An 18276-nucleotide genomic window follows, 5' to 3' on the forward strand; every position below is an offset into this window, starting at 1 on the left:
CATCCGCTGGACCCCACCGAAGAAGAGAGAAACCGTGCACACATCCATCGACCAGGTTCGCCGCCTCACTCCGCGCCTGCTCGCCGCCACCGCAGCGATGACGGTCGCGGTCTCCGCCAGCGGCGTCGCGGCCGCGCAGCCCTCCGCCACTCCCACCCCGTCAGGATCGACGACCACCAGCCAATCCAGCACCGACGGCAACTGCCCGGTACTGCATCTCGTCGTCGTCCCCGGCACCACCGAGATCGACGAGAACTCCTCACCCGACACCGATTCGGGCTTCTTCTCCCGCCTGACCGTCCCGGCGATGCGTGATGCGAACTCCGGCGACGGACCCGCTCTCGAACGCAGCTATGTCCCGTACCCGGCGAGTTTCGGCGGCAAGCCCGGCGATCGCTCCGCCGTTCCCTACGCCCAGTCCGTCGACATCGGCGTCGAGAACACCACCAAGATGATCTCCGACATCGCCGCACGCTGCCCCGGCACCAAAGTCTTCCTCTCCGGCTACTCCCAGGGCGGCGAGGTCGCCTCCCAGGTCACCCGTGACATCGGGGCAGGAACCGGCCCCGTCGACGCCGACCACTTCGCCGGCGCAGCACTGTTCTCCGACCCCACCCGCTCCGAAGGTGAAGACGTCATCGCCGGCGGCGGCTCCACCCCCGCCCCGGCACCGGGAACGAGCGGTGCAGCAGTGGACACCGTCCAACTCGCCCCGGCCGTCGCCGCAGCCGCCCCCGCAGGCGGCGGTATCGCACCGACACCGAAAATCGCCGGATTCGGCGCAGTCTCCGACCGGGTCGCCTCGTACTGCACCGCAGGCGATCTCGCGTGCGACACCCCCATCGACGCCCCCGCCGCCAAGCTGGTGGCATCCATTGCCGGACAGTCCTCGATGGACACCCGCGACCCCGTCCGGATCCTCACCGACGTCTCCACCGCCGTCGGACGCACCGCCCTGATGACCGGCGCGTCGGTGATCAACGACAACATCGACTTCGACTCCAAGGCAGGCCGGTTCGAGGTCAACTCGTCGTCGGAAACGGTGCTGTCGAAGATGGCGAAGTACTCCGACCCCTCCGCCACCACGACAGACGAGATGATCGACGAAGCGGTCGGTGCGGTCACCAAGATCGCCGGCATGGCCATCGGCGCGGCGATCACCGTCGCCAAGGACGTCATCACCCCCGAGACCATCGGCCAGCTCGCCACCGTCGGTCTGACCAACCCACCCGCAGCCCTCGGCATACTCGCCACCAAAGTGCTGTCCTCGGCGGTCAAGCTCGTGCCCCCAGCCACGATCGACTCGGCCGTCGACGTCGCGTTCAAGGAAGTGTCGAACACCATCGACGAGAACGCCGGTCTCGCGCAGCTCGTCACCGACACCTCGTACTGGAACACCGCCACCAAACACGGCTCCTACGACAGTGTTCCGGTCGGATCCAAAGGTGAAACCCCCGTCGAGCTGACCGTGCGGTGGATCGTCGCACTCGCCGCTGACCTGACCGGCGATCAGAGCCTCGCCGACAAGGTCGGGGCAGTGATCAAACAGGGTGCGGCCCTGTTCGCCACCACCGACACCGTCCGCAGTGCCGGCAGCATCCTCGCCGCCCACGCCACCGTCGGAGCCACCGGAACCGCCACGACGACCCCCTCTGTTTCTGCCGCTGTGCCGACCACCGTCTCACCAACCACCACTCGGTGACCGAGAACGCCGGAGAAGGAGGTGCGCCCGAGATGGCCGCACAACCAGCTGAGCACCATGACTATTACCGAGACGACGACGTGTCGGTCACCCCGGCCGGGCTGCGGATACCGCCGCCCGAACGCCGAGCACCGATTCACGACGACCCGGTTGCAGTCCACGGTCGCCCGCCCGTGATGTGGCTCCTCGCCGCTCACGGGCGCTCCGGCGCAGGCACACTCGCGCAGATATGGGCCCCGGCGGGCGATGCTCGCCGGGGCTGGCCCGCGGCCGACCGGCACCGCAACGTCGTGGTCGTGTGCCGCACCGACCGGGCCGGCCTCGACGCTGCCCACGACCTTCTCCTGCAAGCTCAGGCCGGCCTCGTCGGCGACTGCACTCTCCTCGGACTGGTCCTTGTTCCCGACGCCCCCGGCCCACTCCCCAAGACCCTGCGCCGATGGGCGGACGTCGTGGCCTCCGCAGCACCAGCGGTGTGGCGGATCCCGTACGTCGAGGATCTGCGCACCCACAGACAGAACGAACTCGCGATCTGGACCCCCACCGAACCAGACCCACCCCCACCAGGACGGATGCGTGCCCCCGCCCCCTCTACGACCAGCCCACACCACGAACTCGCCGCGATCGGGCGGGAAATCTTCACCGCCGCCCGCAATGCGTCAGGCCACTGAACCGCACCCTCTCAACCAACACCCAAGGAGAACACCATGATTGCCAGCCTCACCGCATCGACGACCACATTCCTCGCGCAGAACATCGGCGACGTCAGCCCCCAAGCACCGGACGGCCCCACCGGGGACAAGATCTTGACCCTGCTGTCCTGGCTGATGTGGGGATGCATCATCGCTGCCGTCGCCGGAATCATGATCTGCGGCGCGATGCTCGCGTACGAGAAAATCTCCGGCGGCGGCCAAGGCGGCAACGCGACCGGCAAACTCGTCGGCGGACTGTTCGGGTCCATCGTCATCGGTGGTGCCGCAGGCCTGGTCAACATGCTCGTCCTATGACCATCGTGAACTGGACTCTGTGGGGTCTGATCATTGCCTCGATTGTCGGAGTCATGGTCGGCGGCGGTGAGCTTGCGTACGACCAATTCAGGGGCCGCTGGTGTCAGGCCAACCAGCGGGCCACCGGACTGCTGTATGCGTCAATACTGCTCGGATTCGTTGCCGGAGTGGCGAATACAGTGGCCACGGCGGCGATGACATGAACACCGACGTGCTCGCGCAACCACCGACCTCACCGGTCGAGTGGCCCGACGAGGTGTGGCAGCCGATCATGACGGGCCTGTCGTGGCTGCTCTGGTTCGCCATCGTCACCTGCATCGCAGCACTGTTCGTGTGCGGGGCGGTGTTCGTCAACCAACGCAAATCCACCGGAACACAGATGGTCGAGGACGCCACCCTGGCCCGGATCCTGATCTGTGCCGCCATCATCGGATCCGCATCCGGAATCGCCCAAGCCGTACTCGCCTGAGAACCCCGACATTCCCTGCGCCCGAACTGCATCGACCCGAAAGGCATTCTCCTGATGACCGTCTCCCGCACACTCCGGATCGCCGCGACAGCGGCGACCGTCCTCGCACTCGCTGCGTGCGGATCCGGCAACGACGACACGCCAACCGCCACCCCGGACGCAGCACCAGATCTGCGCTCCGCCCCGGCCGAGCTGACCTGGCGCGAGGTCGCAGGGGTATCAGTGCCCACCTCGCGGGTCGACGGGCCCTTCGCCGGAACATCGGTGAACCGCAGCGGATATGCACAGACCCCACAAGGTGCTGTCCTGGCCGCGATCAACGGGCAGACCGCACTCGCCGTCGCCGACGACCGCGCGTGGCCGGAAGTCGTCAACACCGTCACCGCACCCGGACCCGGACGTGACGAGTTCGCGGCCGCACGCGCCGCCGTCACCGTCTCCGGATCCGTCCCGGCCGACGCTGCACCGAAGTTCGTCGGTTTCGAGGTCACCGACTACTCCAATGATCCGCTCTCGGCGGGGGTGTCGGTGGCACAAACCATCGGAACTGCCGACCAGATCTATTCCTATCCCGTTGCACTGCAATGGATCGCTGACGACTGGCGCATCGTCCTACCGACCGCGCAAGAGAACATCGACGCCGTCGAACTGAACTCCCTCGACGGCTACACCACTTTGGAGCGCACCCCATGAACCGTCGGCTACGTACCGTCCTGATTACCGTTGCTGCGATCGTCGTCATCGCCATCGTCGGCGCGATCGTGTTCATCATCCCCAACACGAACGACGACACCCCGACGACCACCGCTGGTCCACCGCCCACGACAGCAGCACCTACCCCAGGTGACACCGAACTCGACACCGGCGCGGAAGGCTTCGGTGTTCCCGACGCCGATCTGTCCGGACGCACGGTGATGGTCCCGAACAACCCTGCGGGGCAACCACTGCCACAGCGAGAACCGACCGGGCCGCGAGTCGAATGCACCAACGACGGCCGTCCGGTGACGTCGCCGGAGTCGATGATGATCCAACGCAACTTCGGTGTCTCGACCCTCTACTCCGAGACGGACGGGCCGTCGTACATCGACGGCCTGGTCCTCGCCGGCTACACCCGCACCCCACAAGGTGCAGCGCTGGCCGCTGCAAACCTCTACCCGCGTCTACAGGCCGGTGGACCAGTCACGGTCGAGGCCACCGAGAAGCTGACTGTGATCGATCCCGGCCGGTTCACCGATGAACAGAAGAACGCCGAAGCACTCAAGCCGGTGAACACCGCCCCGGTGGCGCTGCGGGCTCCGACGGCATTCCGAATCCTCTCGTGCTCCGACACGTTCACCGTGGTCGAGCTCGCGATGATCCGCGACGTCGACGACAACGGACAGCTAATGCCGTCACCGACTTACAGTGGGATTCGCTTGAACATGGTTTGGGACGGCGGAACGTGGAAAGCACGCGAAAATCAGCGTGCAGGATTCGGCCCGTACAACTCGCTCGACGGATTCACCCGGTGGACCCTGTGACCACAGTGCGCCGAACCCTGACGTCGTTGCTCGTACTAACAGCTGCGCTGGCCGCGACCGTTCTCCTGGCGGGTCCCGCCACCGCCCAAGAACCGACACCCGCACCACTTCCTTCACTGACCGAATCTCTCGATACCGCAGCCGATCCCGGCAATGCCTTTCAGCAGACGCGCCGACAGTGCCTGGACATGAACCCAGCCGAGAACGTCGACGTACCCGGTCTAGTTGGGCTTGCCACCGACGCTGCCTCGGCACTGGGCTTCGGTGACGAACTCAACGAAATTGGGTGCCTAGAGGCAGCGACCGTCATCAACCCAGGCGATGCGATCTCCACCGGGGTCTCCTCCGCCGCGTCGGCGTTCTGGGGCGATCCGGTCGGCGATTTCGCCAAATCGGTGATGGAAGGCAACACCCAGGCCTTCCGGTCGGTGATGACATTCTGGATGTCCTCCGGTATTCCCGGATTGGCGGCCGAGAACGCCATGTCGGGCCTACGCAACATCATCTCCGGGTTCACCGTCGTCGCCTTGTTCGCCTCGATCGTGATCGCAATGATCAAACTCGCGATCGCTCGCAAACAAGCGGTGATGGAAGGTGCCACCGAGACCGCAACCATGTTGGTGCGCACCGTCATCACCGTCTCACTACTGCCGATCCTGGTGTTGATGTTTCACCAAGGCGGAGACATTGCCTCGGCGTATGCACTGGAGAAATTCGTCGGCGGCAACCTCGACGAGAAGATCACCGCCATCACCGCCTTCGACGACAAGATAGGACTAGGCCCGGTGTTCGCGCTCGCCTGCGCCGGGTTCGCATTCCTCGGCTCGGTCGCTCAACTGATCGCCCTACTGATCCGTGAAGCGGTGCTGTGTGTCGTCGTCGCGATCATCCCGCTCGCAGCTGCCGCGTCGGCCACCGGCACCGGCCGTAGCTCGTACAAGTCGATGATCGCGTTCACCCTCGGCGCGTTGCTGTTCAAACCGGTCGCGACGTTGCTGTACCTGTTCGCGTTCTGGGCAGCGTCGTCGTCGAGTTCGGATCAGATCGCGACGGTCATCATCGGCTCGGTTCTCCTGGCCGTCATCGGATTCTCGCTCCCAGCACTGATCCGGGTCGTCGCTCCGGCAGCGGAGTCCATCTCGGCGGGAGGCAGGGAAGTCGGCACCCTCGGACAGGCCGGTGGCGCAGTGACATCAGGTGCGGCTATGTCCGGCGCACGCACGCTCGGTTCAGCCTCGAGCAAGGCATCGGGATCGTCCGGAGGAAGCGGAGGGCGAGCGGGATCGACAGGTTCCGCCGGGACCGGGGCGCGGCCAGCTCCGGGTCTGCAAGGGCGCTACACCGGTTCGTCCGGATCATCCGGACCTAGCGGCGCGACGCGCGGAATGGCCAAGGGAATGGCTACGGCTGGTCTCACGGCCGCGTCAGCGGGACTCGCAGGCGCAGCAGGTGCACTCAAAATCGCGGGATCCGGCGCCCGAGCGGTTGGAAACACTGCAGGCACCCTTGGCGCAGCTGCCGACGGGGCGATCGGTAACTACCACGGGCGGATTCAACGATGACACAACACAATCCAGCACATTCACCCAGGCTGACCCTACTCAGCTACGTCGCTTGGAAGCGAGCGCTACGCCGCGACGGGTTCGGGTCGGTGCACCTGAGGGTTCGCCGCGCACCGGACTGGACGCAGCACGCCGCCAAGATTGGACCCGCCGTAGGAGTAAAAACCCCCACCCCCGGGCCACAGTCTCCCGCCACCGACGCCTGGAGACCGCCAGAGCAGTGGGCGTGGTGGGAGAAGATCCCCGCACGTACCGCCGTCGTCGGCGTTGGATCGGCTCTGCTCGCACGCGGTGATCTGCGATGACTGCGCAGCTCGAAGCCCCGTACGAGCCGCCGATCCATTCCGCGGGCAATCGGCCCCAGTCGACGTTCGCGTTCGGCCTACCGACGAAGGTCATCGCCTACGGTGCCGGGTTTTTCGCGGTCTCGTTCGCAGTCCTGATCTTCGTCCACGTCGTTGTCGGACTGGCTCTGATGGGTGTCGGCGCGCTCATCCTCACTCCTCTGGTCATCGCCCCGAACGGCCGAACCCTCTACGAGACAGGACAACTGAGAATGCAATGGATGCGGCGTAAGCACATCGACAAGTCCACGGAGTACCACGCCGGACCGCACTCGAGGATCCCCGGTGGCCGCTACAAACTCCCCGGCCTACTCGCCCGCACCAAGGTCTACATGGGAATCGACCGACACGGCAACGAATTCGGGATGATTCACAACCCCGACGATCACCGCTACACCGTCATCTTCGACGCCCTGCCCGGCGGCGACGAAGCGATCGTCCAGCGCGACAAGGACCTCTACACCGCCGACTGGGGCGTCTACCTCGCCGACCTCGGACTGCCCGGCGACATCGTCGGTGCCGTGGTGGTGGTGGAGAACATCCCCGCCACCGGGCTGCGGCTGGCACGGCGTGCCGAACACGAACTCGTCTCCACCGCACCGCCCTTGGCGGCGTCGTTCGTCGAGCAATCGGCCGTCCGGATGCCCTCGGGTCGCCACCGCACCCTGGCACGACTGTCGATCACCTTCCGCGCTACCACCCGCGAGCGACAAAAGGACCCCGAAGAGATGGCCACCGAACTGGCCCGCCGTCTGCCGGATCTGTACGAATCGCTCTCCGGTGCCGGGATCGACGCACAACCGATGACCGCCGCCGAAATCACCGCGGCCGTGCACCGCTCCTACAACCCCTCGACCGAGAACGACTTCGAGGAACTCGAAATCTCCGGCGAAGAGCACGGCGTGGACTGGGACGACGCCGGACCGGGACGAGCGAAGACCGAGTGGGGTCACTACCGCCACGACGGCGGTGTCTCGGTCGTGTGGGAGATGGCCGCACCGCCGGAATCGGTGTTCACAGACACCGTCCTCAAACCGCTGCTGCAGCCGCACGACGACATCCCCCGTAAGCGATTGACGCTCGTCTACCGCCCCTACACCGCCGGGGATGCCGCGAAGAAGGTCGACAAGCAACACCGAGACGCCCTGCACGCGATCAACTCTCGCGGCAACAAGATCACCTCCGCCGGGTCGGAGAAGCGCCACGAGATCGCCGAGCAGGCCCGCCGCGAAATGGTCTCCGGAGCCGGATACGAACGCTATTCGGCACTGCTGACGATCACCGTCGGATCGGTCGAAGAAATTGCGAACGCGGCCGCCGTCACCGAATCCCTCGCCGCCCGCTCCCGCCTGCGACTGCGGCGTGCGTTCGCCTTCCAGGACGCCGCGTTCGCCGCCGGCCTCGGCGTCGGAGTGCTGCTGCCCGATCAGATCTCCACCTCGATCCTCGTGCGCCGCAGCTAGAGCGCCGCCGACCGCATCCGGCCCACCCCTGCCCGAGAAAAGAGACACCCACAATGACGACGACCGACCACCGCCCGCGCAGGGACTACGACCCTCGGTACGACGAGGCCAGGTCCGACGAGCCCGACCTGTACGAGACGTCAACGCCGCAGCCGTCGGCGTTCGTGCGGTGGATCATCGGCGACACCGACTACGCCGAGCTCGCCGCCCTCATCGCCACCGGCGACGCCGAAGAGCCCTCCGCTCTTTCCCGGCGCGGCCTCGGACTGACCCGGTGGCGCAACGACCACCCACGGGCCGAACAAGCCGTCCACGAGGCAGCGGGAGACCCCTGGTGGCGCGCAGCACTGTCGTCGAGCACCCGCGGCCTCAAAGGTGCCGGTGGTGGCCGGATGTCGACCGTCCCGGCCCCGATCGAGTACGAAGCGACCTCGGTGCAGATGTGCGGACTGAACCCGTGGGCGATCGGCGCGGCCGCACCCTCGGCCGGGACCATCGTCGGTCAGCACGCCATCACCGGCAACGCCGTCTCGTGCGATCCCTTCGCGTACTTCCGCGACAAGCTCATCGGAAACCCGTCGATGTTCGTCCTGTCCCTGCCGGGCCTGGGGAAGTCGACGCTGATCCGCAAGATCCTCCTCGGGGCGTGCGGATGGGGACAGACCCCCATCGTCGCCGGCGACATCAAAGGCGAATACGTCAAGCTCACCCGCCTGCTCGGCGGGCAGGTGATCACCCTCGGGCACGGCGGCGGGCACCTCAACCCGCTCGCCGCCGGGGCCCTCGGGCAGGCCGTCGTCCGCGCGATCGCCGCCCGCGACGAAGCCACCGACCCAGCCCGGATCGCCGAGCTCGACGAGCTGATCGACGTCGCCACCATCACCATCTCCACCCGTCAGATCAACGCCGTCTGCGCCTTGGTCGAGCTGATCCGCTACGACACCCACTCGGTGAAGGCCTTCGAGAATTCCTTGATCGGGATCGCCCTGCGCGAGCTGTACGCCGACGGCGGATTCTCCTACACCCACCCGCCGCTGCTCAAAGACCTCTACGCCCGCATCGACGCCGGATCACCGGCCATGCTCCAAGCGGCGTACAAGACCGAACGCGACGGCTACCGCGAGGCAATCACCGAACTGATGCAGGCCCTCGGCGCACTGACCTCAGGCCCACTCGGGGACATCTTCGCCGACCACACCACCGAACCGATCGACCTCGACGCACCGATGATCTGCATCGACGTCTCCTCCCTCGACCGCGGCGACACCACCCTCAAAGCTGCCGTAATGCTCTCATGCTGGGCCGACGCCTACGGCACCGTGGAAGCGGCGCACCTGCTCGCCGACGCAGGCCTGGACCGCCAACGACTGTTCCTGATGGCGCTCGACGAGCTGTGGCAGGTCATCGGTGCAGGACCGGGCATGGTCGCCCGCGTCAACGAGATCACCCGCCTCAATCGCACCGACGCGACCGGGCTGCTGATGATCACACACACCGGCCGCGACCTCGAAACCCTGCCCACCGAAGCCGATATCAAGACCGCGAAGGGCTTCATCGACCGCGCCGGCATGGTCGTGTGCGGCGGCCTGCCGATCGGTGAGGTCGAACGCCTCTCCGGGGAGCTGAAGTTCACCGACGCCGAAGCGGGCATGGTCACCTCCTGGTCACGAGGGGCAGCGCTACGCGGATCCGAACGCCGCACCGTCCGCAACCCGATCGGACGCGGGAAGTTCCTGATCAAGGTCGCCAAGGACAACACCCCCGGCATCCCCATCCAGACCATCCTCACCGACGTCGAATACGACACCGGAGTCCACGACACCAACGCCCGCTTCGCCGAGTACTTCGCCGGCCAGCACCACGAACTCGACGATGCAGATGCCTACGGCAACGACTCCGAACTGGTCGGTGCGCGGTGATGCGCGCCGACGATCCCCGCGAGCATCGGCGAGCCGAGTTCCCCGCCGAGACCCGGCAATGGGTATTGACCGAGTACGAGAAGTCTCGCCAGAACTACGCCTCCCGCGCCGAATGCGTTGCAGTCCTTGCTCGAGCGATCGGAGCGCACGAGAACACCGTGACACGGTGGGTCAAGGACAAATTCGGATCCTCCCGGTCCCCGGCATCCGATGACGTCGCCGCGAAGCTACGGGCGGCCGAAGCCGAGATCGGACGGCTCCGCAGCGAGAACCGCACTCTCACAGAACGACTCGAAGCCTGCTCGCCGCGCTCGATCACCACCCAATCCTACGGCTCGCACTCGTTCGGGGCGGCTGCGCTGTGAAGAAGGGCGGCGCGATCGCGCTGAGCGTGGTGCTCGCACTGTCGCTGTTCGTGGTCCTGTTCGTCACCACCGGCGTCCGAGAAGAAGTACCCACCAACTGCATTCCCGGGAAAGGTATCTCCGCGGCTGCTGGTGGTGTTCCGGCCGGGTCCTTCTCCAAGCCGATGAAGACCTCCGAAGCACAGCTGACGAGCCCGTTCGGGTCACGGTGGGGAACGATGCACAAGGGCATCGACCTCGCCGGTCCCGTCGGCACACCGATCTACGCCTACGCCGACGGCACCGTCACGCAAGCCGGACCCGCCGACGGGTTCGGGATGTGGATCGTCCTCGAACACAACATCGACGGCCAGATCGTCTCCACCGTCTACGGGCACATGTTCCCCGACGGTGTCCTGGTCAAGCCTGGCGAGCACGTCACCGCCGGTCAGCACATCGCCAACGAAGGCAACAACGGCGACACCACCGGCGCGCACCTGCACTTCGAGTACCACACCGGCCCCTGGTCACCCGACAACGCGATCGACCCGCAACCCTTCTACGACGCCGCCGCCGAACCCGGCACCGGCCCGGCCGGCCAAAGCCCACTCCCGTCAACTGGCACCCCGGCCACCCCCGCGCCCTCGACCGGCGGCTCCGCCGAGATGGCCGCTCTCCCCGCCACCGTCGGCTCCGAAGAGCACTTCCAGGTCGACACCGTCCGCGTCGCCCGCGCCATCCACGCCAAGTTCCCGCAGATCACGCGCATCGGTGGGTGGCGCGCCGACGGTGGGGGATTCGACGACCACCCCTCCGGACGCGCAGCCGACATCATGATCGACAACTGGTCCTCCGAGGAAGGAAAAGCACTCGGCGACCAGGTCAAGGACTACCTGTGGGCGAACCGCGACTACCTCCAGATCGAATACATGATCTGGAGACAGGAATACATCCCCTCCCAAGGTGAACCGAACACCATAGAGGACAGGGGATCTCCCACCCAAAACCACTTCGACCACGTCCACGTCACCACCGTCGGCCACGGCGCACCGGCACCCGGCCAGACCTACGGGCCCGTCCCCGGTGGCAGTGGATCCGCACCCAAAGCCGCAGGCAACTGCACCACCGCACCCGGTGCCGGACTCGGCGATCACGGACAACTCGCCGCCGGCCAGATCCCTCCCGAGTTCGAGCCGTGGCTCACCCTCTCGGCCGAGCAATGCCGCGAACTCTCCCCGGCGATCCTCGCGGCGCAGCTCAAACAGGAATCCGGCTTCACACCCGGCCTGACCAGCCCCGCCGGGGCCGAAGGGTACGCGCAGTTCCTACCCGGCACGTGGGCGTCGTTCGGTTTCCCCGTCGACGACAAGGGCGTGGTCACCGGAGCTGCGGGGGAGGGGGATCCCAACGACATCGGCGACGCCGTCATGGCGCAGGGCCGCTACAACTGCTCGGTCGCCGACACCCTACGACCGGGGATCGAATCCGGGGCCATCACCGGCGATCCCGTCGAGCTGATGCTCGCCGGATACAACGCCGGCCCCGGAGCGGTCCAACAGTTCGGCGGCGTCCCTCCCTACTCGGAGACCCAGAACTACGTCACCACCATCACCGCCACCGCATCCGACTACGACCTGGCCCGATAACCACCTCCGACCAATACTCGACGGAAAGGCCCACTCATGAGCACCGCACCGACACGCACCAGCCACCACCTGACGTCCCACGACCGGCATCGAGCACTGACAGCCCTTGCTCTGACCTCGGTCATCGTATGGACGGTATGGGCTGTTCCCGTCGCCCGACTGATCCTGGAGTCGATGATCACCACGATCAAGGACAGCGGCCGCGCCGCAGCGACCCGCGACGTTCTCGCGCATGGTTGGTGGGCCGTCATCGTCGTCACCGCAGCGATGACCATAGGCAGCCTCATCGCTGTCGCCGACGCCTCCGCGCGAGCGCAGAACTGGACTGTCACTGCGCTCCGCAAAGCCATCCACTTGGCGGCGACCGCGCTCGTCATGTGGGCGATCTGGACGGTCAGCGTGATCGCCGCAGCAGGAGTCCCCACCGTCGGCTAGCGCGGCACACAACCACATTTGTTGTCGGTGGCCACCAGGACACTGGCACCATCACAAACCAAGGAGCACAGACATGGCACAGATCCTCAACAACCGCCAGGCGGACGCACCGATCATCGATTGGCTCGAAGTCATCGCCAAAGCCGCTGCGCTGGGCCAGATCTGCGACACCGACGCTGAATCAGCGAACGACTCCGACTCGCAGGAGACCACGAGATGAGCCGAAGAGCAGGCATCGTGTTCGCGTGTCTCGGCATCGTCGGTGTCATCGCCATTGCCGCTCTGGTCGTGTTCGTCTTCCGCGGCTCGGACACACCGCCACCACCGGGCACGGACGCCGGCATCGCCATCGACCCGTCCGCCACCGACCCGGTCGGCGTCGCGACGGCGGTGATGTCCGGTGTGTTCACGTGGCAACCCGCAGTGCAGGATTCACCGTGGGAAGCCATGCACGCGCAACGCGACAACGTGACCGGATCGATGGCCACCGCCGCCGCCACACCACCCGATCCAGCGCCGCAACCGATCCCGGAATGGTCGGCATGGGCACGCAGCGGCGACATCGTCACCGCCATCGCCCGACCCGACACCAGCGTCAATCTCGACGGTGAGAGCCTCGACAAGGACGGCGACGCCAAGGCCACCGTGGCTGTCGTCATCGACCGCGTCGTCCAACACCGCAGCGGCGAGATCACCCCGTTCACCGGCTACACCGGAGCCGTCGACGTCGAACTCACTGCTGACGGCTGGAAAGTCGCGAACTATCGCCTCGTCAGCGCAGGCATCTAGCCCGACTCACCACCGGCAACACCCGCGCCGACCACACGCTGCACGCACCGCAGAGAAGAAGGATCTATTGTCATGGTAAAAGTGGGAATCCTCACCGAAAAGCCCTCCGCAGCACGTAACTTCGCGACCGCTTTGGGCGGAATGAGCGGCACGTTCGCAGGCACGGAGTACGTCATCGTCCACGCTCGCGGGCACCTGCTGGAATTGAAAGACCCCGCCGCGATGGTGCCCGCGCCTCTCACCGACAAGTACAAGAGCTGGGAGCTCGAACATCTCCCGTGGAACGCCGACGACTTCCGCTGGGAGCGAGAGATCCGGCGCCGGGTGTCCGGCGGCAAGCTGGTCACCGATCCGGACGCGAAAAGCCTGCTCCACGAACTGAAGACGACCCTCTCGGGCTGCGAGAGCATCTGCAATGCAGCCGATCTCGATCCGACCGGTGAAGGCTCACTCCTCGGCTGGGAGATCGTGGAGTACCTGGGCCTCGAGAACAAGAAGCTCGAACGCATGGAGTTCCTGGACGAGACACCGGCATCGCTGCGTAAGGCCTTCACAGCCCGTCGGCCGGTCACCGCGATCGCTGCCGAAGGCGACTACCGCAAGGCCGACTTCCGGTCGAAGTGGGACATGCTCTCGATGCAGTTCACCAGACTCGCGACCAAGACGACCGGGGCGAGCACGGTACTGCGTAACGGGCGACTCAAGTCCGCGATGGTCGTAATCGTCGGTGACGGACTCGACGCGCACCACGGATACCTCAAGAAGGCGTTCTACGAGAACCGATTTCGGGACGAGAACGGCGCGACGTACACCGACCCCGAGATCGATCGATTCGAGAACGAGAACGATGTTCCCGGCGGCCTTCAGTCGTCACCGGTCGTCCACGACGGGACCACACGCAAGAAAACGGGACCGCCGAAACTGATGGACCTGGCCGGACTGTCGTCTCTGTTGTCGAAGAAGGGTTTCGGGGCGAAGAACGTTCTCGACACCTATCAGAAGATGTACGAGGCGCAGGTGGTGTCCTACCCGCGTACCGAGGACAAGTTCATCTCGATCGAGCAGTTCAACGAGCTGCTTCCATCGGTCGACGCGATCGCCGGTGTGGTGGGCGTGGATCCGGCGGCGCTGAGCCATCGCGGCCCACGTACGAGCCACGTCAAGTCCGGTGGCGCGCACGGTGCCAACCGTCCAGGGCCCAACGTACCGCCGAGCCTCGCGGCAGTGGAGAAGGCCTACGGCGAGTTGGGTCGGGAGATCTACGAGCTCCTCGCGAAGAATTACCTGACGATGCTCGCCCCCGATTACGAGTACGACCAGCATCGCGGCCACGTCGAGAAATACCCGAGCTTCGTCGGCTCGCTGAATGTGCCCGCAGTGCTCGGATGGAAAGGTGTGTTCGTCGTCGAGGAGGAGGACGGCGGCGAGCGCGACGAGCAACCCACTGGTGCGACGGCGTTGGGTACTGTCGCGAACCCGTTCGTCCACGAGGGCTTCCCGCCGCGGCCGCCGCATCCGACGATGGGTTGGTTGATGAAACAGCTCGAGAAGCGGAGCGTGGGTACCGGCGCGACCCGGACGAGCACCTATGCCGAGGTCACGAACAACTCGGGCGGCAAGGCCTTGATGATCGAGAAGCGCGGCAAGATCACCCTCAGCGCGATCGGTGAACTCAACCATCGGATCCTGCCGGGCACGAACATCGGGGATCTGACGATCACCGAGCAGGTCTTCGAGCAGATGGCGCAGATCGAGGCCGGAACCGGCGAGGCAGCCGACTATCTGTCCCTCGTGGCGGATCTGGTGCGCCGCGACCTCGAGACGATGACGGCGAATGCGAGGACGTTGTCCGGCGAGCTCACGGCACGGATGGGCAAGGCCGGGGTGACCCGAGAAGCGGTGGAGATGATCGAGTTGCCACCGGAGCTGCATTTCACCCACGCAGGCACGGTCGTGACCCGCGCGAAGCGGGTCTTCGGTGGCCACCGGTTCACCGACACCGAAGTAGCGGCACTGCTTGCCGGCCGGGTCATCGAGATCGTCGCGACGAGCGCGAAGTCGGGAAAGACGTTGACCTGCACGGGAAAGCTCGAACCAGGCGTGAGGGAGAAAGACGGCAAGCAGTATCCACACGTGAGCTTCAACCCTCGATTCGAGGAGCGTGCACCTCGGACCGATCTGGTCAGCGGAGTGTGGAAAGGCAAATCGGTGACGTTCAAAGGTCGCGGATGGGGTGCCAACGAACACTGGCGGGGTAAGGACTTCACCGATCAGGAACTGGAGAAGCTATTGGCCGGGGAGACCATCGAATTCGACGCCACGAGCAAGACAGGTAAGACGTACCGGGCCAAGGGCGCACTGGCCGCAGGTACCTACCAGGGCAGCAAGACATTCGGCTTCAAGCTGAAGTTCGAGGACCGCAAATCCACCGCAGGCACCAAGAAACGCACCGTGCGTCGGTAGACGGGTGCCGCAGGACAGCAGCGGGGTCGCACGCCTGCACCCATGAGGACACGAGTTCGAGCGGCGGGTTCAGAAGAAGGTCAGCTGTGCCTCGTCGACGCGGACACGTCCGGGCTTCGTCCGGCGGGGTCGGACCGGGGGAGAATGCCGAGCCGGTACCGCCGGTGCGGAACCTTCGGCGATGCCGAGTTCGGCGCACGCGCGGCGCGCCAATTCCTCTCGTACACGCGATCGTTCGGCCACGCGGGCACGTCCGATCGCAGTGTCTCGGACGCTCCACTCCAACTCCCACGCCGCCGATCCCGGTGTCGGCGCGCCCACAGCCCGGTCGGTCACCCGATCGAGTAGTTGATCGATCTTGTCGATCAACACCTGCGCATGCTCGTCGAGCACGCGCTCAGGCACCGTGGCCACGGACTCGTTGTCGCTCACACCCGACACTGTAGAGCGGGGCACTGACGAACAGCCCGCACCTGACACTCACAGCGACGGTCCGATTCACTGAACATCGTCTCGACTGCTCACCTCGCCGAAACCCGCGACGGGGATCGCAGAGCGTGTCACCACGGGGAACCACGTGTCTGGAAACGACGCGCAGCCAGGACACTGCGAGGCGTCCATCAGCTCGTCCGAAACAGTCGCGCTCTCGGAGGGGCACACGCCAGTTCCGCAATCGTCGCTGTCTTCGACTGGACACCAAAGCCAGTTCGCCGCAGGGAAGACAGTTTTTGCGCCACACATGTACGTTTCATTCATGCCGCAGGACCAGACCCATCGGAACCACGACCACGCTAGATTCCGTCACGAATTGGACCAATTCAGAACAGCACGGGCCGGATACCTGCCGTTCGCAGACATCAGCAAGCGACTGCACAAAGATGTCGCGGTGACACCCGATACCGTTGCAAATATCTTTCACGGCACCTCATTGTCCAGATGGTCTGTCGTAGACGCAATTATCGAGATCTTGCTGGTGGAGGCGAAAATCGATGAATCACAACACAGTTCAATAGTTAAGCACTTTAAGGAGCTGTGGAGCGCGGCAAAGTCGCCGGATAGCGACGTCACGAGCACCACGATGCTGGCTCCGATTGCTCCGAAGCGTACGGTTCGAGACCACGAAGGTCCCAGTGAGATAACAACCGTGATGCTCACCAGAGATTTGGTCACACAGCTCGACCAGCAGATAGGCACGGACATTCTCGGTCTTCTACCACCCGGTACGGCGTTGCTGGTGGTCAAACGCGGTCCGACTGCCGGAAGCAGGTTTCTGCTCGACGAACCTCAGGTCAAAGCAGGCCGCCACCCAGATTCAGACATCTTTCTCGACGACACATCCGTCTCGCGGCGGCATGCAACCTTCACGAGGACCCCCGACAACCGATGGCTGGTGAGCGATAGCGACAGCCTCAACAAGGTGTACGTCAACAGGGTGGCGGTAGACGAGCAGTTGCTCAGAACCGGGGATGAGATTCAGCTCGGGAAGTTTCGCTTGGTGCACCTTGAGCCGCGGATTTGGACCGAGTTGTCGGACACCGCAAAAGTCAACATCGTAGATCTAGAGGAGCACCCTCTATGAGGGTCACCACCAAGGAAGGCTATCGACGAGCCAACCGATCATTCCCCGGACTACCCCAGACACCAGTCCTCTAATGACGCTGTGTCGCAATTCGTTTGGCTTTGTTGACCTGTTCTTCGCGTTCATACGAAAACGGTAAGCCCACAGAGATTAGGGTTCGGCTCCGTTCGGCTGCAATCGCAGAAGTTCCACGTCGCCCCGTACGGATTCCAGGAGACTCGGCCGCATTCGGGCACTATCCGTCACCAGCAGTAGCTTCTGACTCGTCGTCGATCGCAGATCACCGCCGCGAACATCGGGCACGTCTCCACCACAACGATAGTGTTGGCCAATGCCTCGATCCACCGACCTACCCGAGACTCTGTACCACTACACAGACTCCGCTGGCCTGCTCGGCATTTTGGGTAATCCTGTCGAGTTCGACGGCGCACCTCGGCACGCACGGTACGGAACATTGTGGGCAACCGACGCACGGTATCTCAACGATACGAAAGAGCTCCGTTTCGGCACGAAGCTCTTGGCTTCGGAGCTTGAGGAGCAGGCGCGGAACACGGCACGAACACCCGCTGTGGCCGACCGTCTGCTCGAACTCGCCCGGACCGTGCGCGCCGGCACATTCGAGATGACCTGGCACAAAGACGCCCACCCGGCTACACCGTTCGTCACCTGCTTTTCCAGCGCATCCAAAGGTGACCTGCTCAGCCAATGGCGCGGGTATGGAGACGGCGGTGGAGGGTTCGCACTCGGGTTCACGCGCTCCACACTGACCAAGTTCTACGAAGTGGACACAAACGCCCATAGATCCGGCGACCCCTTCGACCGGGTTGCAAGCCAACTCTTCGGCGGGCCTGACCAGGTCAAGTACGGACGGCGCGAGGCACGTCAGCTCATGACTAAGCCTGAATCCACCGATAGAACTTCCATTGACCGGAGTGTCTAACTGAAGAAAGTGCCCCCTGAACTGGGATGATTTGAGTTCTCACGCAACAAATCCACCAGCTCAGGAAAGGCACTTCCAGTGAAAGTGTCCCACA

Annotated in this window: 20 protein-coding genes; 19 read left to right on the plus strand and 1 reads right to left on the minus strand. The window is 65.0% G+C overall.

The features are described from left to right. The first annotated feature begins 34 nt into the window (after positions 1–34). The 17 genes from ACOQFP_RS00515 to ACOQFP_RS00595 all read left to right on the plus strand — a co-directional run bounded on the left by ACOQFP_RS00515 (position 35) and on the right by ACOQFP_RS00595 (position 15663). Positions 35–1702, plus strand: coding sequence for a cutinase family protein (locus ACOQFP_RS00515; RefSeq protein ID WP_421583122.1), 1668 nt, complete (start codon positions 35–37; stop codon positions 1700–1702). 32 nt (positions 1703–1734) lie between these two features. Then, the gene (locus ACOQFP_RS00520) at positions 1735–2373 is read left to right on the plus strand and encodes a DUF6668 family protein (RefSeq protein ID WP_094683001.1); all 639 of its coding nucleotides are present in this window, start codon (positions 1735–1737) and stop codon (positions 2371–2373) included. 36 nt (positions 2374–2409) lie between these two features. Further along, positions 2410–2709 (plus strand): hypothetical protein, encoded by a 300-nt coding sequence (locus tag ACOQFP_RS00525; RefSeq protein WP_051364808.1) that lies wholly within the window; start codon positions 2410–2412, stop codon positions 2707–2709. Further along, on the plus strand, positions 2706–2912 hold the full coding sequence (locus tag ACOQFP_RS00530; protein WP_094642633.1) for a hypothetical protein: 207 nt from the start codon (positions 2706–2708) through the stop codon (positions 2910–2912). The genes ACOQFP_RS00525 and ACOQFP_RS00530 overlap by 4 nt, the downstream gene beginning before the upstream one ends. Further along, positions 2909–3178, plus strand: a complete 270-nt coding sequence (locus tag ACOQFP_RS00535) for a hypothetical protein (RefSeq protein ID WP_068050840.1) — start codon at positions 2909–2911, stop codon at positions 3176–3178. The genes ACOQFP_RS00530 and ACOQFP_RS00535 overlap by 4 nt, the downstream gene beginning before the upstream one ends. Before the next feature lie 54 nt (positions 3179–3232). Next, the gene (locus ACOQFP_RS00540) at positions 3233–3871 is read left to right on the plus strand and encodes a hypothetical protein (RefSeq protein WP_032386868.1); all 639 of its coding nucleotides are present in this window, start codon (positions 3233–3235) and stop codon (positions 3869–3871) included. Beyond that, positions 3868–4698, plus strand: coding sequence for a hypothetical protein (locus ACOQFP_RS00545; RefSeq protein ID WP_421583123.1), 831 nt, complete (start codon positions 3868–3870; stop codon positions 4696–4698). The genes ACOQFP_RS00540 and ACOQFP_RS00545 overlap by 4 nt, the downstream gene beginning before the upstream one ends. Next, entirely contained in the window at positions 4695–6260 is a 1566-nt protein-coding gene (locus ACOQFP_RS00550; RefSeq protein WP_421583124.1) for a hypothetical protein, read from the plus strand. Before ACOQFP_RS00545 ends, ACOQFP_RS00550 begins: the two co-directional genes overlap by 4 nt. Next, positions 6257–6565 (plus strand): hypothetical protein, encoded by a 309-nt coding sequence (locus tag ACOQFP_RS00555; protein ID WP_421583125.1) that lies wholly within the window; start codon positions 6257–6259, stop codon positions 6563–6565. The genes ACOQFP_RS00550 and ACOQFP_RS00555 overlap by 4 nt, the downstream gene beginning before the upstream one ends. Beyond that, on the plus strand, positions 6562–8067 hold the full coding sequence (locus ACOQFP_RS00560; RefSeq protein WP_421583126.1) for an SCO6880 family protein: 1506 nt from the start codon (positions 6562–6564) through the stop codon (positions 8065–8067). The genes ACOQFP_RS00555 and ACOQFP_RS00560 overlap by 4 nt, the downstream gene beginning before the upstream one ends. 53 nt (positions 8068–8120) lie before the next feature. Further along, complete coding sequence (locus tag ACOQFP_RS00565) at positions 8121–9986, plus strand: ATP/GTP-binding protein (RefSeq protein WP_421583127.1); 1866 nt, start codon at positions 8121–8123, stop codon at positions 9984–9986. Then, positions 9986–10351 carry a transposase gene (locus ACOQFP_RS00570; RefSeq protein ID WP_230074785.1) on the plus strand — a complete coding sequence of 122 codons (366 nt, stop codon included), beginning with the start codon at positions 9986–9988 and terminating at the stop codon, positions 10349–10351. Before ACOQFP_RS00565 ends, ACOQFP_RS00570 begins: the two co-directional genes overlap by 1 nt. After that, a complete protein-coding gene (locus ACOQFP_RS00575) occupies positions 10348–11976 on the plus strand; it encodes a peptidoglycan DD-metalloendopeptidase family protein (protein ID WP_421583128.1) in 1629 nt (542 codons plus the stop codon). The genes ACOQFP_RS00570 and ACOQFP_RS00575 overlap by 4 nt, the downstream gene beginning before the upstream one ends. A 36-nt stretch (positions 11977–12012) precedes the next feature. After that, positions 12013–12411, plus strand: a complete 399-nt coding sequence (locus ACOQFP_RS00580; RefSeq protein WP_421583129.1) for a hypothetical protein — start codon at positions 12013–12015, stop codon at positions 12409–12411. A gap of 73 nt (positions 12412–12484) precedes the next feature. After that, positions 12485–12631 carry a hypothetical protein gene (locus ACOQFP_RS00585; RefSeq protein WP_230074788.1) on the plus strand — a complete coding sequence of 49 codons (147 nt, stop codon included), beginning with the start codon at positions 12485–12487 and terminating at the stop codon, positions 12629–12631. Further along, positions 12628–13200 carry a hypothetical protein gene (locus tag ACOQFP_RS00590; protein ID WP_421583130.1) on the plus strand — a complete coding sequence of 191 codons (573 nt, stop codon included), beginning with the start codon at positions 12628–12630 and terminating at the stop codon, positions 13198–13200. The genes ACOQFP_RS00585 and ACOQFP_RS00590 overlap by 4 nt, the downstream gene beginning before the upstream one ends. A 72-nt stretch (positions 13201–13272) precedes the next feature. After that, positions 13273–15663: a DNA topoisomerase gene (locus ACOQFP_RS00595; RefSeq protein ID WP_421583131.1), complete on the plus strand. Its 2391-nt coding sequence runs from the start codon at positions 13273–13275 to the stop codon at positions 15661–15663. 69 nt (positions 15664–15732) lie between these two features. Here the strand turns inward: ACOQFP_RS00595 and ACOQFP_RS00600 are convergent, their stop codons facing one another. Beyond that, positions 15733–16095: a hypothetical protein gene (locus tag ACOQFP_RS00600; protein WP_230074791.1), complete on the minus strand. Its 363-nt coding sequence runs from the start codon at positions 16093–16095 to the stop codon at positions 15733–15735. 454 nt (positions 16096–16549) lie between these two features. Here ACOQFP_RS00600 and ACOQFP_RS00605 point away from each other — a divergent pair, with 454 nt between their 5' ends. Then, entirely contained in the window at positions 16550–17242 is a 693-nt protein-coding gene (locus ACOQFP_RS00605) for an FHA domain-containing protein (RefSeq protein ID WP_371831981.1), read from the plus strand. Between the two features lie 331 nt (positions 17243–17573). Beyond that, on the plus strand, positions 17574–18182 hold the full coding sequence (locus tag ACOQFP_RS00610; RefSeq protein WP_230074792.1) for a DUF2971 domain-containing protein: 609 nt from the start codon (positions 17574–17576) through the stop codon (positions 18180–18182). The last annotated feature ends 94 nt before the right edge of the window (positions 18183–18276 follow it).

Origin of the sequence: Rhodococcus sp. MALMAid1271, assembly GCF_049195265.1 — a bacterium.
Taxonomy (GTDB): Bacteria; Actinomycetota; Actinomycetes; order Mycobacteriales; family Mycobacteriaceae; genus Rhodococcoides.

What these genes read in the sequence shown, in the direction of transcription:
- ACOQFP_RS00530 (WP_094642633.1), top strand. Translation starts at nt 2,706, where the DNA reads ATGACCATCGTGAACTGGACTCTGTGGGGTCTGATCATTGCCTCGATT.
- ACOQFP_RS00545 (WP_421583123.1), top strand. Translation starts at nt 3,868, where the DNA reads ATGAACCGTCGGCTACGTACCGTCCTGATTACCGTTGCTGCGATCGTC.
- ACOQFP_RS00565 (WP_421583127.1), top strand. Translation starts at nt 8,121, where the DNA reads ATGACGACGACCGACCACCGCCCGCGCAGGGACTACGACCCTCGGTAC.
- ACOQFP_RS00540 (WP_032386868.1), top strand. Translation starts at nt 3,233, where the DNA reads ATGACCGTCTCCCGCACACTCCGGATCGCCGCGACAGCGGCGACCGTC.
- ACOQFP_RS00580 (WP_421583129.1), top strand. Translation starts at nt 12,013, where the DNA reads ATGAGCACCGCACCGACACGCACCAGCCACCACCTGACGTCCCACGAC.
- ACOQFP_RS00590 (WP_421583130.1), top strand. Translation starts at nt 12,628, where the DNA reads ATGAGCCGAAGAGCAGGCATCGTGTTCGCGTGTCTCGGCATCGTCGGT.
- ACOQFP_RS00535 (WP_068050840.1), top strand. Translation starts at nt 2,909, where the DNA reads ATGAACACCGACGTGCTCGCGCAACCACCGACCTCACCGGTCGAGTGG.
- ACOQFP_RS00525 (WP_051364808.1), top strand. Translation starts at nt 2,410, where the DNA reads ATGATTGCCAGCCTCACCGCATCGACGACCACATTCCTCGCGCAGAAC.
- ACOQFP_RS00610 (WP_230074792.1), top strand. Translation starts at nt 17,574, where the DNA reads ATGCCTCGATCCACCGACCTACCCGAGACTCTGTACCACTACACAGAC.
- ACOQFP_RS00585 (WP_230074788.1), top strand. Translation starts at nt 12,485, where the DNA reads ATGGCACAGATCCTCAACAACCGCCAGGCGGACGCACCGATCATCGAT.
- ACOQFP_RS00595 (WP_421583131.1), top strand. Translation starts at nt 13,273, where the DNA reads ATGGTAAAAGTGGGAATCCTCACCGAAAAGCCCTCCGCAGCACGTAAC.
- ACOQFP_RS00570 (WP_230074785.1), top strand. Translation starts at nt 9,986, where the DNA reads ATGCGCGCCGACGATCCCCGCGAGCATCGGCGAGCCGAGTTCCCCGCC.
- ACOQFP_RS00520 (WP_094683001.1), top strand. Translation starts at nt 1,735, where the DNA reads ATGGCCGCACAACCAGCTGAGCACCATGACTATTACCGAGACGACGAC.
- ACOQFP_RS00555 (WP_421583125.1), top strand. Translation starts at nt 6,257, where the DNA reads ATGACACAACACAATCCAGCACATTCACCCAGGCTGACCCTACTCAGC.
- ACOQFP_RS00560 (WP_421583126.1), top strand. Translation starts at nt 6,562, where the DNA reads ATGACTGCGCAGCTCGAAGCCCCGTACGAGCCGCCGATCCATTCCGCG.